This window comes from Photobacterium sp. BZF1 (assembly GCF_014349205.1).
In the GTDB taxonomy this organism is placed as follows: Bacteria; Pseudomonadota; Gammaproteobacteria; order Enterobacterales; family Vibrionaceae; genus Photobacterium.
The window spans coordinates 1-16,641 of record NZ_JACSOF010000015.1 but is presented as its reverse complement, the minus strand read 5'-3'; the positions used below and the strand labels follow the sequence as shown (position 1 = coordinate 16,641).

At 50.2% G+C, this 16,641-nt stretch carries 12 protein-coding genes and 1 tRNA gene; 3 read left to right on the top strand and 10 right to left on the bottom strand.

The window, feature by feature from the left end; translation table 11 throughout:
- Positions 1–67 precede the first annotated feature (67 nt).
- The 3 genes from BIZ37_RS04925 to BIZ37_RS04915 all read left to right on the top strand — a co-directional run bounded on the left by BIZ37_RS04925 (position 68) and on the right by BIZ37_RS04915 (position 3,082).
- A tRNA-Ile gene (locus BIZ37_RS04925) sits at positions 68–143 on the top strand.
- 611 nt (positions 144–754) lie between these two features.
- Positions 755–2,167: a pyruvate kinase PykF gene (gene pykF / locus BIZ37_RS04920; protein ID WP_107299597.1), complete on the top strand. Its 1,413-nt coding sequence runs from the start codon at positions 755–757 to the stop codon at positions 2,165–2,167.
- A gap of 240 nt (positions 2,168–2,407) precedes the next feature.
- Positions 2,408–3,082 carry a GntR family transcriptional regulator gene (locus BIZ37_RS04915; RefSeq protein WP_187460553.1) on the top strand — a complete coding sequence of 225 codons (675 nt, stop codon included), beginning with the start codon at positions 2,408–2,410 and terminating at the stop codon, positions 3,080–3,082.
- Positions 3,083–3,091: 9 nt separating this feature from the next.
- On the opposite strand, the gene BIZ37_RS30390 is transcribed toward BIZ37_RS04915, so the two are convergent.
- From BIZ37_RS30390 to BIZ37_RS04870, 10 genes are all read right to left on the bottom strand, one after another.
- On the bottom strand, positions 3,092–3,223 hold the full coding sequence (locus BIZ37_RS30390; protein ID WP_255526673.1) for a hypothetical protein: 132 nt from the start codon (positions 3,221–3,223) through the stop codon (positions 3,092–3,094).
- Positions 3,224–3,367: 144 nt separating this feature from the next.
- The gene (gene ilvN / locus BIZ37_RS04910) at positions 3,368–3,865 is read right to left on the bottom strand and encodes an acetolactate synthase small subunit (protein ID WP_187460552.1); all 498 of its coding nucleotides are present in this window, start codon (positions 3,863–3,865) and stop codon (positions 3,368–3,370) included.
- A 1-nt stretch (position 3,866) separates the two neighbouring features.
- Positions 3,867–5,585: an acetolactate synthase 3 large subunit gene (locus BIZ37_RS04905; RefSeq protein ID WP_107299599.1), complete on the bottom strand. Its 1,719-nt coding sequence runs from the start codon at positions 5,583–5,585 to the stop codon at positions 3,867–3,869.
- A 575-nt stretch (positions 5,586–6,160) separates the two neighbouring features.
- Positions 6,161–7,975, bottom strand: coding sequence for a long-chain fatty acid--CoA ligase (locus BIZ37_RS04900; protein WP_187460551.1), 1,815 nt, complete (start codon positions 7,973–7,975; stop codon positions 6,161–6,163).
- 295 nt (positions 7,976–8,270) lie between these two features.
- Entirely contained in the window at positions 8,271–9,227 is a 957-nt protein-coding gene (leuO, locus tag BIZ37_RS04895) for a transcriptional regulator LeuO (RefSeq protein ID WP_107299601.1), read from the bottom strand.
- Between the two features lie 348 nt (positions 9,228–9,575).
- Positions 9,576–10,682 carry an MJ1255/VC2487 family glycosyltransferase gene (locus tag BIZ37_RS04890; protein WP_187460550.1) on the bottom strand — a complete coding sequence of 369 codons (1,107 nt, stop codon included), beginning with the start codon at positions 10,680–10,682 and terminating at the stop codon, positions 9,576–9,578.
- A gap of 14 nt (positions 10,683–10,696) precedes the next feature.
- Positions 10,697–11,200 (bottom strand): phosphatase PAP2 family protein, encoded by a 504-nt coding sequence (locus BIZ37_RS04885; RefSeq protein WP_187460549.1) that lies wholly within the window; start codon positions 11,198–11,200, stop codon positions 10,697–10,699.
- A 151-nt stretch (positions 11,201–11,351) separates the two neighbouring features.
- Complete coding sequence (locus BIZ37_RS04880) at positions 11,352–14,462, bottom strand: efflux RND transporter permease subunit (protein WP_187460548.1); 3,111 nt, start codon at positions 14,460–14,462, stop codon at positions 11,352–11,354.
- Entirely contained in the window at positions 14,459–15,811 is a 1,353-nt protein-coding gene (locus BIZ37_RS04875) for an efflux RND transporter periplasmic adaptor subunit (protein ID WP_187460547.1), read from the bottom strand. Before BIZ37_RS04875 ends, BIZ37_RS04880 begins: the two co-directional genes overlap by 4 nt.
- Positions 15,805–16,452 carry a TetR/AcrR family transcriptional regulator gene (locus BIZ37_RS04870; protein WP_187460546.1) on the bottom strand — a complete coding sequence of 216 codons (648 nt, stop codon included), beginning with the start codon at positions 16,450–16,452 and terminating at the stop codon, positions 15,805–15,807. The genes BIZ37_RS04875 and BIZ37_RS04870 overlap by 7 nt, the downstream gene beginning before the upstream one ends.
- Positions 16,453–16,641: the final 189 nt, after the last annotated feature.

Below are 16,641 nucleotides of genomic sequence, written 5' to 3'. Positions count from 1 at the left end.
AGCAAGCAAAACAACCACTTTATTCTCTAGACAAGCCGACAGCCTTCCCATATAATTTCACCCATTCGGCCCCTTAGCTCAGTGGTTAGAGCAGGCGACTCATAATCGCTTGGTCCCCAGTTCAAGTCTGGGAGGGGCCACCACTTCTCTTGTGGTAAAGATTTCAGAGACCTGATAGGGCAACCTATCAGGTCTTTTTTGTTTTCTAGTAGCCATCTACCAGCACTCTTGTGCTTAACTTGCTGCAACCTTAGCCTAGTAACAACCTTGTTATTTATTTTTCCCTCCTAAATAAATCATCAATTGATAAGAAACAAAAAAAATCTGTGAAATATGTAGATAATCTCACCCTCTCTTTGAGCGGGCGTTAAAAATTTGCGCACTATCACAAGGTGATTAAAGAGATTGACTATGTTAGTATGTGCCCCTTGTTTGGCCTGCTGATTTATGTAAGGCAGACATACAAGCGTCATACGGCTACAGTATAGTCATGACATCTTGCCAATAACCTACCCGGTTAACGGCAGCTTTGGCTCACAAGAGATGCCTTACAAAAGCAACACCACTGCTTTTGTAAGGCAATATTTTTGAAAAAATTTGTATTATCACTGGTGATAACCGGACGAAAGTTACATTTTTTTGAAGTCCGCCACACTTTGTGGGCGTATTTCAACATCAATGGCACTGCGTTTTCGGGTATAACACTGTGAATCAAATTTCCCTTGGGTAAAAGTTCGTCCGGAGACCATTCTCAATGAAAAAGACCAAGATCGTATGTACGATTGGACCTAAAACTGAATCTGTAGAAATGCTTACTAAGCTAGCTAACGCTGGCATGAACGTAATGCGTCTAAACTTCTCACACGGTGACTTCGCTGAGCACGGCCAGCGTATCCAGAACCTACGTGACGTTATGGGCGAGACTGGTAAGCAACTTGCGATTCTTCTAGACACTAAAGGTCCAGAAATTCGTACTATCAAGCTTGAAGGCGGTCAAGACTTTTCTCTTGTTGCTGGCCAGGAGTTCACGTTCACAACTGACACTTCTGTAATCGGTAACCAAGACCGCGTGGCGGTAACTTACCCTGGTTTTGCTAAAGACCTGGCTAAAGGCAACACTATCCTTGTTGACGACGGCCTGATCGAAATGGAAGTTCTAGAAACTTCTGAGACTGAAGTTAAGTGTAAAGTACTTAACAACGGTGACCTAGGCGAGAACAAAGGTGTTAACCTACCTGGCGTTTCTGTACAGCTTCCTGCACTGTCTGAAAAAGACAAAGCTGACCTAGTATTCGGTTGTGAGCAAGGCGTTGACTTCGTTGCGGCTTCTTTCATCCGTAAAGCATCTGATGTTAAAGAAATCCGTGAGCTACTAGTTGCTAACGGCGGCGAGAACATCCAGATCATCTCTAAGATCGAAAACCAGGAAGGCGTTGACAACTTCGACGAAATCCTAGAAGCCTCTGACGGCATCATGGTTGCTCGTGGTGACCTAGGTGTTGAGATCCCTGTAGAAGAAGTTATCTTCGCTCAGAAGATGATGATCGAGAAGTGTAACCGTGCACGTAAAGTGGTAATCACTGCAACTCAGATGCTTGATTCTATGATCAAGAACCCACGTCCAACTCGCGCAGAAGCGGGTGACGTTGCGAACGCAATCATGGACGGTACTGATGCAGTAATGCTTTCTGGTGAGTCTGCGAAAGGTAAGTACCCAATCGAAGCGGTAACTATCATGGCTCAGATCTGTGAGCGTACTGATGCAGCTCTTAAAGCAGAGCTAGGCTCTCGTCTAGACAGCGCTCGCCTACGTATCACTGAAGCTGTTTGTAAAGGTGCTGTAGACACGTCTGAGAAGCTAAACGCTCCTCTTATCGTTGTAGCAACTGAAGCTGGTAAGTCTGCACGTTCTGTACGTAAGTACTTCCCAACTGCAAACATCCTAGCTGTTACTACTAACACTAAGACTGCTGCTCAGCTAGCACTGACCAAAGGTGTTACTCCAGTAGTTGTTGATTCAATCGACAACACTGATGCGTTCTACGGCCGCGGTAAAGAGCTTGCACTAGAAACTGGCCTAGGCGCTAAAGGCGATATCGTTGTTATGGTATCTGGCGCGCTAGTTCCTTCTGGTACAACTAACACAGCTTCTGTACACGTACTATAAGTGTCATTACGCTGATTGTTGAAAGCGGGAGCCTCGGCTCCCGTTTTTTATTGCCTGCCACGGCGCTGCTTTCATCGCCAACTACCACGCTAATCTGTGATAACCTCTCACAATTATGAAACTTAGCGTCGCACTCGATTTTTTTCCTCGATATACTTCACCTGCAGTATTCCCCTTGAGCATATCCTTATACGCTTAACCTTACGGGTGGCACTGCCTATTCTGAGCTGAAACCACACAATGAGGAAGAACGTGTCCAGCCCTACCCTTGCCGATAAAGTCATGGAAATGATCCGCCAAGATATCTTGACGGGTGAGCTATCCCCAGGCCAAAAACTGGTGGTTGCAGAACTCAAGCAGCGATATAGCGTGGGCGCTTCCCCTATCCGCGAAGCCCTTGTTCAACTGGCTTGGCGTAAATACGTCCATTTTGCGCCACAAAAAGGCTGCTGGGTTGCCAATGTTTCTGCAGCCGAATTGGAAGACTTGTTCGATACCAATCAAGAACTCTCAAAAATCCTACTCCAGCGAGCGATTGAGCAAGGCGATGAAGCATGGGAAATCAACATCCTCACTAGCTACCACAAGCTCAGTAGGCTGAACCCAGCAGAAGCGAATACCGACTTTGCAGAATGGGAACAAAGGCACAGTGACTTCCACCACGCCCTCCTTGCAGGTAGTCAATCACCGACAATGCTGGCACTGTACCGGCAAGTGTATGAGCAAATCGAACGCTATCGCCATATCTGGGTGAGCAGGCACCGCCAATATGAAGAGCGATACCATGACAACGGTGAGCATGAAGCAATGATGAAGGCAGTATTGGACCGCAATACCGAGCAGGCACTGGCAATCATGGCAACTCATTCAGAGCGCGCACTGGAAATGATAAAAGGCGACTTGGTCCAAGACTGATAGCTGGCACTACCAAAAAATTTCCTTGTGGTGGGTATTAAGCAGTAATACCGCTAACAGGAAATACAGCGCACTGACATTGAAGCCAAGCAGAAATAGGCTAAGCACTGTTAGCCTTGCCAAAAATTTACGGTTCATCATTTCCCCCCTGCGCCATACCACCTGATTGGCACCTGACCTTATTAGACTTTAGTCTAATAAGGTTTGATTTTCAGGGAGACAAAATGACAAAACCCGGTGACAAGCACCGGGTGTATTAGGCCTGAGACAAGCTCTTAGTAGGATTTAAGCTTTCAGCGCCCGCTCTCCACGAGCAATACCAACGACACCACTGCGCGCCACTTCGATGATCTCTGTCGCTTCGCTGACCGCTGAAATAAAGGCATCCAGCTTATCGCTAGTCCCCGCTAGCTGGACGGTGTAGATCTGGCTTGTCACATCGACTATCTGGCCCCGGAAAATATCCGCAGTGCGCTTCACTTCCGCTCGGGCAAAACCGCTCGCCTTCACCTTAACCAACATCAATTCGCGCTCGACATGCTCACTCTCGGTAACATTGCTAACCTTGAGGATATCGATGAGTTTGTGCAGTTGTTTCTCAATCTGCTCCAGCGCCGCCTCATCTTCAACATTGGTCGTGATATTCAAACGGGACAAGGTAGGATCGTCCGTCGGGGCTACCGTCAAAGACTCAATGTTGTAACCCCGTTGGGAAAATAGCCCGACTACCCGTGACAATGCGCCCGGTTCATTTTCAAGAAGTACTGATACAATCCTGCGCATATTACGTTCTCTCCGTTTTACTCAGCCACATTTCGCTCATTGACCCACCACGGATCAACATTGGGTAGACGTGTTCTGTCTCATCAACACTGATGTCGATAAAGACTAGGCGATCTTTTAGCGCCAGCGCCTTCTCCAGCTCTTCTTCTAATTTGTTCGGGTCGGAGATCCGCACCCCAACATGGCCATACGCTTCAGCAATGGCAGCAAAATCAGGCACCGAGTCCATATAAGAATGGGAGTGGCGGCCTTGGTAAATCATATCCTGCCACTGTTTCACCATACCGAGGAAACGGTTGTTGAGGTTGATGATCTTAACCGGAATATCGTACTGAAGAGCAGTGGAAAGCTCCTGGATATTCATCTGGATACTACCATCACCGGTTACACAGACGACTTCGGCATCTGGCAGGGCGAACTTAACCCCCATTGCGGCAGGAAGGCCAAAGCCCATCGTGCCTAGGCCACCGGAGTTGATCCAGCGGCGGGGTTTGTCAAACGGATAATACAAGGCAGCGAACATCTGGTGCTGGCCAACATCCGAGGCAACATAAGCATCGCCATCGGTCAGCCTGTGCAGCACTTCAATCACTTCCTGCGGCTTGATGCGCTCATTATCCTTCTTGTAGCTCAGGCACTGGCGTCCACGCCAGGACTCGATTTCACTCCACCAGGTATCAATGGCGGCATCATCGTTTTGGCCACTTTGCTCATCAAGCATTTTCAGCATGCAGTTGAGCACCGTATCCGCCGAACCTACAATCGGGATATCTACTGCAATCGTTTTGGAAATGGACGACGGGTCGACATCGATATGCATAATGGTGGCATTCGGGCAGTATTTCTCGACATTGTTGGTGGTACGGTCGTCAAAACGCACCCCGACACCGAAAATCAAATCCGAGTTATGCATTGCCATATTGGCTTCATAAGTACCGTGCATCCCCAGCATACCCAGGTTGTTCTTGTGCGAACCAGGGAAAGCACCAAGGCCCATCAGGGTATTGACCACCGGGATATTCAAACTCTCAGCCAGTTTAATCAATTGCGGGCTACAATCAGCCATGATTGCACCACCGCCAACATACAATACCGGCTTTTTGGCCGCTAACAGGGCTTTGAGACCCCGCTTGATTTGGCCCTTGTGGCCTTGCGTTGTCGGGTTGTAAGAACGCATGGCAATAGACTCGGGGTACTTGTACGGGAAGCTCTCAGCCGGGTTGAGCATATCTTTGGGGATATCGATAACAACAGGGCCAGGGCGGCCACTAGAAGCGATATAGAAGGCTTTTTTGATAATCTCAGGGATATCTTCCGGCTTCTTCACCAAGAAGCTGTGTTTGACGACAGGACGTGAGATCCCCACCATGTCACACTCTTGGAAGGCATCGTTACCGATGAGGTTACTCATGACCTGGCCGGAAAGCACGACCATAGGAATGGAGTCCATATAAGCGGTTGCGATACCAGTGATAGCGTTGGTCGCTCCTGGGCCGGACGTTACCAGCACCACACCAACCTCACCAGTGGCACGGGCATAACCATCTGCCATGTGCACTGCCGCTTGTTCGTGGCGGACCAGTACGTGCTCGATATCGCTTTTCTCATGCAGCGCATCGTAGATATCAAGAACTGAACCACCAGGGTATCCGAAGATATGTTTCACGCCTTGATCGATCATCGAACGAACGATCATATCGGCGCCGGACAACATTTCCATATTTCTGCCTCCAGGTCGCGTATACCACCCTGCATAGCTAATTCATTCCATACCTCTTGCTAGCGGCCTGATCCCATCTGCTTGGTTGGAGGAGCAAACAGTCTGGGTATCAGCACGGGTTGCGCTAGCCTGATTGAGGAAATACAGCAGCCAGAATACCTGGTGCCTCAATTAGCTATACAGGCTGGTATAACATAGTTAGGGCTTATTTTTAGCCTAAAAAATGAAATCGTGCTTTCATGCTATGTTACCTGCTCTGAGTCATAACCCGAGCAGTAAACCGCAACAACTGTAACGTTTTTTTAGCAACTAAGTCTATTGGTCGAAGGCAGTTAACACGTATCCTCTGAAATGAGCAAATATCCATCAAGATCATCATTGAGCGTGCTACAAATTGCAGAATATTTTCCTCTGTGTATGTGGTTATTTCAGAATGTTCAACTGATCAAACCAGAGCTAGTGCCACTGAGACTGCCACACTGGCAGCACCAAAACGGAAAACCGAGCCCCCAGCAGGCAAATACCAGGCATAAAAAAGGAGAGCCGAGGCTCCCCTTTCCAACACGTTAGCGATATTACTTGCTGGCCGCTTTATGGCTTTCTTCGTACATACGCTCAATTTGCTGATGGTAGCGGTCTTGGATCACTTTACGACGCAGTTTCTGAGTCGGTGTCAGTTCGCCTTTGTCCATCGAGAAGGCACTTGGCAGCAGGGTAAACTTCTTCACCTGCTCAAATCGCGCCAGATCTTTTTGCAGCTCAACAACACGCTTTTCGATCAGCTCGATGATCTGGCTGTGTTTGACCAGCTCCATGCGATCCTTGTACTTGATGTTAAGCTCGCGAGCATGCTCTTCCAGGGTTTCGAAACAAGGCACAATCAGGGCCGAGACAAACTTGCGGGTATCGGCAATCACGGCGATCTGCTCGATAAAGTGGTCTTTACCAATGGCACCTTCAATCACCTGCGGCGCAATGTACTTACCGCCCGAGGTTTTCATCAGCTCCTTGATTCGGTCGGTAATAAACACATTACCTTCCTCATCAATGTGGCCGGCATCACCGGTTTTCAGGAAGCCGTCTGCGGTAAAGTTCTTGGCCGTTTCTTCCGGCATATTGTAGTAGCCACGCATAACCATTGGGCCGCGAACCAAGATCTCGTTGTTCTCGCCAATTTTCACTTCTGCACCCGGCATCGGCATACCGATGGAATCAGGATTAAAGCAGCTATCATCCCAACACGATACTGTCGCGGTGGTCTCGGTCATACCGTAGCCCAGCTTGACGTTGATACCGATGGCATGGAAGAAGCGGCCGATGCTCTCGTCCAGCTTGGCACCACCACATGGCATGAACTTAATGTTGCCACCAAGGATAGCGCGCAGCTTTGAAAGCACTAGCTTATCAGCCAACGCATGGCTCTTCTTCAGCATCCACGACGGCTCGCGGCATTCCTGGCGGGCCAGTGCCATACGGGCACCCATATTGACCGCCCAGGTGAAGATCACCTTGCGCTGGAACGGGGCACGGGCCACTTTGTCGTGGACGGTTGAATAAATCTTCTCGTAAACCCTAGGCACTGCCGCCATGACATTTGGCTTCACCTCGGCAAGGGCTTCTTTGAGCAGGTTGGTATCTGACAGGTAGCAGTTTACGCCACCACGGTGTAGGACATAGAAGGTCCATGCACGTTCGAAAACGTGGGACAATGGCAGGAAGCACAGTGAAACATCACCTTGCTCCAGTGCCAACTTCTGATCGTGGCCTTCAATCTGAGAGCCAATATTGTTGTAATCCAACATGACACCTTTTGGCGTACCGGTCGTACCCGAGGTGTAAATCAGCGTCAGCAGGTCATCCATTGAAGCTTCATCTAGGCGCTGGGTCAACACCTCTGCAGGCGCAGACTCGGCAGCCGCCACGAAGTCTTCAAAGCGGATCACCAATGGGTGCTCGGTCAGGTTTTCAACCTCACCCATCACCACGATATGTTCTAATCCAGGGCAATCAGCCGCTACCGAAACAGCAGCATCCAGCTGTGCCTGCTCGCCTACGAACAAGATACGGAGGCCTGCATCGTTAATGATGTATGCAGCTTGCTGAGGGGTATTGGTTGGGTAAATAGGGACAGTTACAGCTCGGTTGTACAAGGTTGCGAAGTCAGCCACTGTCCATCGCGGCATATTGTTGGAGAAAATACCGACCTTGTCTTGGACATTGAGGCCATGTCCAATCATTGCCAGCGCTAGCTGTTGGATCTGATCGCCAAACTCAGTCCAGCGGATATCTTGCCATTGACCCGCCACTTGGTGGCGCAATGCAACCTGGTCACCTAAACGCTCAACTTGAGAACGAATGCGGTTGACGATATGAAATTCACGTTTAGCCATAACTACTCTGCCATTCGGGCTTACACCTGTAAGCCTATTCCGCAGGGAGTCTACCCGCGACGCAGGGAAAAAGGCAACTCCGTGACTTCACAAAATACCCATTTCTCTGGTACGACCAGAATCAAAAAGCCAGATATTACAAAGGCTCTACGTTTCCCTAATAGCATGGCTACAAAGTGTAAGGAAATACGTCTAACTTTCCGCCTACTGACAGTATAACGGCACGCACAGACTCGCTTAGAAAAAGAAAAGCCAGCGATTGCTGGCTTCATAACAAAAAGGGCATTGCTCCGATTTAGAGGGAGCTATCACCACATACCGCTAATAGCTGGTCGCGCATCCAGATGTGACCTTTGTCTTTCTGTGATGACTCATGCCAGCTCAAGTAGCCTGCAATCTTGGCCGACTCAACCGGTAACGGCAGGATCTTCAACTGTTGGCTAGCTGCCGCCACATTAGCAAGCCAGCGCGGTACCACGGCAATCAATTCGGATTGGCTAACCACATACATGATGTTGCTCAGGCTCGCCCCTTGGTAGGCCTCTTGGTAGCTGGTATGGGCATGGTAGATATGGTCGGCGAACATCTTCACCCCCGGGATCGACTTCATGACCGCATGTTGCTCCTGGGTAAATTCAGCCTCTGTGATCACCTCACCAATGCGCGGGTGGTTACCCGCAGCCACGACCACCAATTCATCGGTAAACAGCTCTGTGCTGCAGAAGCCTGGCTCATCGAAGCGAACATAGTCAATAACGAAATCGATGTCCTGGTAACGCATTTTCTGGGTGAGTTCAGCGTCCAACTCTGCCTCGACCTGCACTCGTACATAAGGTGCTTGCTCAGCAACATTGCTCAGGATACGTGGGGCAAAACGCATGTCAGATGGGCTGCAAACGGCCAGTTTAAAGGTGCGAGTTGAGGTTTCTGGCGAGAAAATAGAAGACGGCAGCTCATTTTTCACCAGCTGCAACGCCTGGCGTAGAGGGCCGAACAGCTGCTTGGCACGCTGGGTAGGCTGAATACCACGGCCATGGCGGATAAACAGCTCATCATTGAACATCACCTTCAGGCGGGCAACAGCATTACTCACTGCCGGCTGGGACATACCCAGGTTGTGTGCTGCACGGGTAATGTTCTGCTCCTGCATAACTGCATCAAATACAGTCAACAGGTTTAGATCAACGCTACGTAAGTTTGATTCCATTTTGTACCCATCAGCAGGGTGAATAGATGAATTTCTGCGTGCCATTATTTGCCTCTATAGATTACCGTTATGGGGCAAAATCCATTATGCCGCCGGTGAATAACTGGGCATTCCAATGCCTCTGAAAACTGACTCCCTCTCTCGGGGTGCTGCCAGTATGTTTCAAATAGATTGACGAAATAAATAGGCGAGTATCAGCAAATTGATGCAGTGATATATAAAAAACTGAATTCAGAATACAAACACTTATATTTCATAACCTTAAGTCAATTATAAAAAGATCTAAAATATCTATAATTAAAATAAAGCTTCAATTATAAGCAAAATTAAAGGCTTGGCTGGGACAAAAAAAGGCCTAAACCGGCCTTTTCATCGTTGGGTGACACTGCGATGTTACACAGTCGTTATGGAGGATTTGTAGCGGCTTGGCTCATTATTTGTGTACCACTCAATCATGGCTTCTTCGACGATCTCCGGGTACTCAACCTGATCCCATAGCTGTTGCCATAATTCATCACAGTTATGCCAGTTTCCCGACAGCACCCAGCCAGCAATTGTCATGGCAACATCCGGCATTTTGACCCGACCAACTGAATTGCTATCGAGCCAGTTTCTTACCGCAGCAGGGTCAAGGTAGCTCATCGAATCCGCCAGCCCCATCATCTCCAGTGTCATCACATTGCTGAGCTGTTCATACTGACCATGCAAGGGCTTGAGCAATAGTTTCTTACCGAGGTTCATCGCCTCGGAGGGCAACTCGAAACCACCATTGGCAATCACGCCCCGACAATAGTGCAAACGATGATGGAAGCTTTCTCGGTTGAGCTGACGAATGCTGACATTATCGTACTCACTATCTTTCTCTACATCGGGGTGATAGCAATAAAAGTGAACTTGGTTAAACCGGGTGAGCAAATCCAGCACTGCTGGCAAGCTCTCAAACGGCAGGTAAACCAATACCGACTGATCATTATCCCTCTGGGCTTCCTTTACTGGCACGATCGGCGGCAAGATCATCTGGTTGAAGTGAAACCAATGTACACCTAACTGCTGGACTGTCGGGGCGAAGCCACGTATCACGAGACTATCGAACCAAGTTTGCCCTCGGGTTGGAATATCGTGCAGAAAAGCATTCTGGTGGCTGATACCAATACTGTGGACTTTCTGCGCCTTGGCAGCCCAAGCAGATACAGGTTCAAAATCATTGAGTACAACATCATAGCCGGATACATCGAGATGGCGGACATCCCGTGCAAAGCGGGCTAAATGGTTACCGGTCAATGTTTTCCTGCGGTTCACTTCGCCGTTTTCGGTCACGAAAGTCAGTCCGCGGCAGGTTTGGAAATCCCCGAAGCAATCCATATCGAAATAGCGATTATCCGGCCTTCCCGAAAACAGGAAATCAACATCTCCCCCCAAAGTGGCAAATGCCCTCGCCATTTCCCTAGCCCTTGAAATATGACCGTTACCCGTTCCTTGGACGCCATAAAGGATCTTCATTTATCAGCTACTCCTCAAAAACTCACCAACTGGAAACAGAATATGCCCAGCAAGGCGCCAGCAATCACATCAGTAATGTAATGCACGCCAAGTAGTACACGTGAAAACCCTATCGCTATCGCCCACGGCCAAATAAACCATGCCGTATCGGGGTAGAAAGTAGTGATCAGCGAAGCCATCACAAAAGCCGCTGCGGTATGGCCTGATGGCAGGCTGTATTTGTCTGATGGGGTGATAAAGCTAGGCAGTGCCGCTGGGCGGTCACGCTTTAAACTGTTTTTCAAGATGAGGTAGACGGGAAGTTCGAGAGAAAAGGCCAACAACCCTGTTTTCACTACTTCTGTTCCCTGTGATGTATCTACCACCCACACCAATGCCGCAAACATCACATACAGGTGGCCATCCCCGGTATGGGAAACCGCGCGGCTGAAACGCGCAACCTGGATATTGAAACGATGGCAAAGGCAAAGTGCCGAAAATGCGTAATCCATTCGCTGTAATGGTGTCAGCAAGGTCATTGCCCGATCCTTTTCTGATTAATTAAGCATCAGATTAGGAGAGGGATATGACAGGGCAGTGACGCTTTGGAGGAGGGATAATGACAATCCTTCCGTGCCCTTTTTAGAAAAGAACAACGGAAGGGTTATCTTAAGCTAAGTCAGTCTAACGCTATGCAGAGACTAGCTTTTCGTGGCGGTGCACCAACTTGAAGTCAGACAAAATCACATACGCTGCAGGGATCATAAACAGTACCAACAGGGTCGAGGTGAAAATACCGAACACTATCGAAATCACCAACGGTTTGATCACCTGGGCCTGCAAGCTGGTTTCCAGCATCAATGGCAGTAATCCGGCAGCGGTAGTCAACGAGGTCAGGAAAACCGCCCTAAAGCGTTCGCGGCTGGCCTGCACCACCGCTTGCTCTATGCCGTCACCGTCGTCAAGGTGGTGGCGGATGTACTGCACCAGCAAGATGGAATCGTTGACCACTACCCCTGCCAGCGACACAAAGCCCATCATACTCGGCATACTCAGCGGGTGGCCTAGCAGGAGGTGGCCCCAGAATACCCCAATCAACGCCAGCGGTATCGCGAGCAATACCACGAATGGCTCGAGGTAACTGCGGAACTGGAAACTCAGGATCACAAACACACCGAAGATACCCAACATAAAGCCGGTCGCCATCGACTGGCCGGTTTCCGCGGTATCCTTGGCAGCCCCCTCAAAATCAAACCGCAACCCCGGGTAGTCCTGCTGCAATTGAGGCATCAGCTTGGTTCTAAACTGGCTTAGTACCTCACCTGAGCTGATCACACTCTCTTGCAGGTCGCCATACACGCTGAGTGTGCGCAGGCCGTTAATGCGCTGGATACGGACATAGTTCCGCTGGTGCTCGAGGATTGCCACCGACGCCAACGGGATCTGGCTACCATCAGACAAGATGATCGGGAAACTTGATAAGTTTTGTAGATCCGCTGCCCGCTCCTTGTTGAACATCACTTCGATTTCAATGTTCTCGGGACCAATCTGGATTTCATCGGCAGTCTGGCCGAAATAGGCCGAACGGAGCTGGGAAGCTATCATCTGGCCGTCGACACCAAACGCCTCCGCCCCGGGGCGAAGCCGGATCAACACCTCCGGTTTGCCCATCCGCATGTCATCGAGTACGCCCGATACCCCGGCAAACTCATTGAAGAACTGTTGGGTTTCGACGGAGGCAGCCTTGAGCATCGCCAGATCGTCATGCTGCATCCGTACTTCTATAGCACGTCCACCCGGCCCCATCATAGGTTGTTTATAAACCAACGCCACCGGGGCGGCCAGCTCACCAACATCTTCCCGCCAGGCATCAATAAACTCATCTATCAAGCTATTACGGATCTCAGCACTGAGCAAATCAAGCCTTACTGTCGCAACATGCGGCCCGCTCTCGTCAGCATCGGCATTAAAGTTGAATTGCTCGGTGATATTCCTCACCAAAGACTCACCTCCTTCATTGCGCTCGCTCCATTCTTCGTTAAGGCGCTTGGCAGAGGCAACGATTTCCTCGACCACAGCTTCGGTCTGGCCCAGTGTCGAGCCCGGCGGCAGAATGATCCTCGCCTCGGCGATATCCCCATCTAGCTCGGGGAAGCCGACAAACTTGAGCCCCCCACCGGCCAACAGGGCAAAAGAGGCAAACAGCAAGCCGATAACCCCACCGACAAATAGGTAACGCCACTGCACCACCAAAGCCACCATCTTCACCAAGCGTTCATTCCTAAATCGCTCGAAACGGACCAAGAAGCTTTGTTTCCAACGAGGAGGTAATTTCTCCTGTTTCTGGCGGTGCAAGGAATGGCTGAGGTGGCTAGGTAGGATCAAGAAGGCCTCGATCAAACTGATCGTCAACACTAGGATCAATACCTGCGGCACGACCCGCAGTACTGCCCCCATCTCCCCCTCGAGGAAAATCAAGCTGCCGAAAATACAAATGGTGGTCAGGTAGGATGACACGACCCCCGGCAAGACTTTTTTCACCCCGTTATATACCGCGTCCTGGATCTTCTGCCCACGATCGAGGTGGGAGGCGATGGACTCGGAGATCACTATCGCATCATCCATCATGATCCCGATAGCCATCAACAAACCAACCAGGGACATGATGTTGATAGATAGCGAAAATGTCGCCATCAAATACATACTGCCCAAAAACGCCACCGGCAGCCCTGCGGCTATCCAAAACGAATAGCGGAACGAGAAAAACAACCACATCACAGCAAAAACCAGTATCACCCCCTGCCAACCATTCTTGACCATCATGGTCAGGCGATCCCATAGCAGAGATGAGAGATCATTGGTCAGTGTCAGGGTTACCCCGGTTGGCGCCCGCTGGTTTTCAGCCTCGACAAAGGCAGCGACCCGCTCTTTAATTCGCAGCGCATCATCGGCCTTGTTCTTGCTGATCCGCAGCATCGCCGATGGCACACCGTCAAACAGCACCTTTTGTTCATCAAGGGCAAAGCGGTCAGTAATGGTCGCCACATCCCCCAACCGTAGGACTGCCCCTTGGGCATCGGCACCGACAACCGTCCGTGCAATCGTCTCGGGGGTAATTTTCTGCTCATCAAACCGGATCAATAAATTACGGTCCGCCAACTCGATATTGCCGCTTGGCAGTTTGATGTTCTGCCGGCTCAGTTTGCTGGCAATATCACTTACACTCAAACCAAGCTGACGTATCGCCACCTCATCCAGTTCCACCCGGAGTTGGTGATCGGAAAAGCCACTGACCTCCACCAACGAGACGCCGTAATCCAATTTGAGCGTGCGTTTGAGTTGCTCGGCATAAGCTTTGAGGTGGGGCAAACTGGTGTCGGCTTTAATTGCAACATCAACCACCGGCTCGTTCCAGTCTAGCTCGCGGACAATCGGTGACTCGATTTCAGTCGGGAAGTCATTGATCGCATTGATCTGAGTTTGAACATCCACCAGCATCCGCGAGACAACCTCGCTGTTGGTCAGCTTGAGGATCAACGACGCCGATCCTTCCACCGCTTCACATCGAGTCTCGACTATGTTGGCCAACCCATCGACCGCATCTTCCATCCGCATACAGATGCTCTCTTCCACTTCCTGTGGCGAGGCGCCCGGATAAACCACCGAGGCAATGATGTAAGGCGGAGCAAATTCTGGGAAAGTTTCACGTTTAATCTTCGGAAGCGACACCAAACCCAGAATAATCAATGCCAGCATCATCAGGTTAGCAGCGGTTGGGTGGCGGGAGAAATAACGGATCATGATGCCGGCTCCTGATCTTGGTCTTGAGCCTTAGCCTCATCAACTGGCTTGCCATTTACCGTAACCACTTTGAGTGCCATGCCCGCCACTGCGGGTAATAGGTCATTGACTACCAGTTGGGTCCCAGATGCCAGATCACCGCTGATCGCCACTTGGCCATCACGGCGGAACAGCACTGTAACCGGCTGAATTTTCAGGTTGCTATTGCCATCGACCAAATAGACTTTATCCCCATGCAGGGCTCGCTCAGGGATCACCCAATGCGGGTTGGGTTGGCCCGAGAGCCTTGCTTCAACAAACATACCGTTGACCAATGGCGGGGCCGTTTCTGGCGACATCTGGCTATAGTCCTGGCCGACCTCAAGGATCACCCCAACGGTTGCCTGGTTGGCATTGACCGTATCGCTGATCCGGGTCACCTCAGCAGGCCACTGCTGGATAAAGTTGCCGCTCGATAGCTGGATACTGGCACTGAGATCTAGTTGATCGGCACGAGGCTTGCCGTCTGCATGGGCGGTATATTGAGTCAAACTGGCCGCCAGTACTTGCATGTCATGTAGGGCGATTTGGGCATCAATTTCCACCGTATCGATACCGTGTGCCACTACCATCACCTGCTGGGTATTAACCACCTGATCCTGCTCTATATCGACCGTTGAGATCCGGGCATCAATCGGCAAGGTGATCACCGTTTTTTCCAGCGAACGCTTCGCTTCACTCACTTGCGATAGGTTGACCTCCAACTGGGCCAGCGTCACCTTGCGCTCATTGGGTAGCACAATCAGTTGGTTCTCGATTTCTTGCACCACTTTCTGACTGGCCAACGCATTTTGCTGCTCGAGGTCGACCGTCGATTGCGAGGTTAACCCCTTGGTTCGTAGCTCCTGCTTACGCGCGAGTTCTTTCTTGCTGATCGCCAAGCGGTTTTTTTCAATTTTCAGCGTCGTTTTAAGGTTTTGCTCTTCCTGCTCTAGCTTCGCCAGTTGGGCCTGACTGGCACTGACGTCGGCCTCGGCCTGCGCCAAGCGCAACTCATAATCCAAAGGGTCGATTTTCAGCAACACCGTGCCGGCATCGAGTACCCGTCCCTTGTTCAAATCAGGATGGCGATAAACCACCTTACCGGATACTTCAGCAATGGCCTGCCATTCCACCTTGGGGGCAACCCGGCCAAAGCCCGCTGCTTGCGGGGCAAGTAGCTGCTGCTCAAGATTAATCACATCGACCACACGGGCCCGCTCAAGGGCAGGTTTTACTTCAGGAGACGGGCGCAAGTTGATGGCCAGTACCAAGATCACCACACCGACCAGTACAGCGGGAAACAACAGCAATTTTCGATTCTTCAGCATGGTTTATTCTCTTCCTTTGGCATTGTCAGGCCACGCACCAACAGATTGACATTATGCTCGGCCAACTCAGCCAGATAAGCTTCGTCCATTTCAATATTTTGCAGCGTCAGCAGCGAGGGCGGAATGAGAAAGGGGAATACCATCAAACTGATAAAACTCATCCTCGCCTTTTCAGGACACACATCAGCCCTAAGCTCGCCTTGCTTTTGCAATTGCTGGAACATCACTTCAATCGCAGGGCGAGCCACCTCGTTGAAGATCTTTTCCATGGTCTGGCGCTGCAGATCAGCCGGCTCCATCATCATGGCCCGGGCAATCAATTTCGGCATATCCGGGTTGGGTGCCATGATTCGATAATAGGTACGCATCAAATCCCCGATAGAAGCAAAATCCCCTTTGTCCAAGGCCACTCTCAGCTGGGCTTGGATCGGGGTAATCGTCTCCCTCAACATGGCTTCATACAGGCCAGATTTATTGGCGAAGTAATAGCGGATCAACGCGACATTGACGTCAGCACGGTTAGCGATCATCCGTGTCGAGACCTTACCGTAAGGCAAACTGACAAAGAGTTTCCTCGCTTCAACAATCAACCTCTGCCTGGCATCTGAATCGCCGACAGGGCGCCCTGCCTTACCTACCATGACGCCTCCCTAAAACCTTTGTTATTGCGCACATTCTGCATTCACTTCGCTCAATTAATCACTTGATTAATTTTAAGCTTTGCCCGCCAGACTAACAGGGCATTAATTCCCTACAATTTAATCAATTGATTAATTTTAATATATGAGAGATTTGCCCCCTTTGATGTGATACCAACAAAGAAATAACAT

Coding starts and splice junctions, on each gene's coding strand:
- pykF (WP_107299597.1), top strand. CDS start 755: ATGAAAAAGACCAAGATCGTATGTACGATTGGACCTAAAACTGAATCT.
- BIZ37_RS04915 (WP_187460553.1), top strand. CDS start 2,408: ATGAGGAAGAACGTGTCCAGCCCTACCCTTGCCGATAAAGTCATGGAA.
- BIZ37_RS30390 (WP_255526673.1), bottom strand. CDS start 3,223: ATGATGAACCGTAAATTTTTGGCAAGGCTAACAGTGCTTAGCCTATTT.
- ilvN (WP_187460552.1), bottom strand. CDS start 3,865: ATGCGCAGGATTGTATCAGTACTTCTTGAAAATGAACCGGGCGCATTG.
- BIZ37_RS04905 (WP_107299599.1), bottom strand. CDS start 5,585: ATGGAAATGTTGTCCGGCGCCGATATGATCGTTCGTTCGATGATCGAT.
- BIZ37_RS04900 (WP_187460551.1), bottom strand. CDS start 7,975: ATGGCTAAACGTGAATTTCATATCGTCAACCGCATTCGTTCTCAAGTT.
- leuO (WP_107299601.1), bottom strand. CDS start 9,227: ATGGCACGCAGAAATTCATCTATTCACCCTGCTGATGGGTACAAAATG.
- BIZ37_RS04890 (WP_187460550.1), bottom strand. CDS start 10,682: ATGAAGATCCTTTATGGCGTCCAAGGAACGGGTAACGGTCATATTTCA.
- BIZ37_RS04885 (WP_187460549.1), bottom strand. CDS start 11,200: ATGACCTTGCTGACACCATTACAGCGAATGGATTACGCATTTTCGGCA.
- BIZ37_RS04880 (WP_187460548.1), bottom strand. CDS start 14,462: ATGATCCGTTATTTCTCCCGCCACCCAACCGCTGCTAACCTGATGATG.
- BIZ37_RS04875 (WP_187460547.1), bottom strand. CDS start 15,811: ATGCTGAAGAATCGAAAATTGCTGTTGTTTCCCGCTGTACTGGTCGGT.
- BIZ37_RS04870 (WP_187460546.1), bottom strand. CDS start 16,452: ATGGTAGGTAAGGCAGGGCGCCCTGTCGGCGATTCAGATGCCAGGCAG.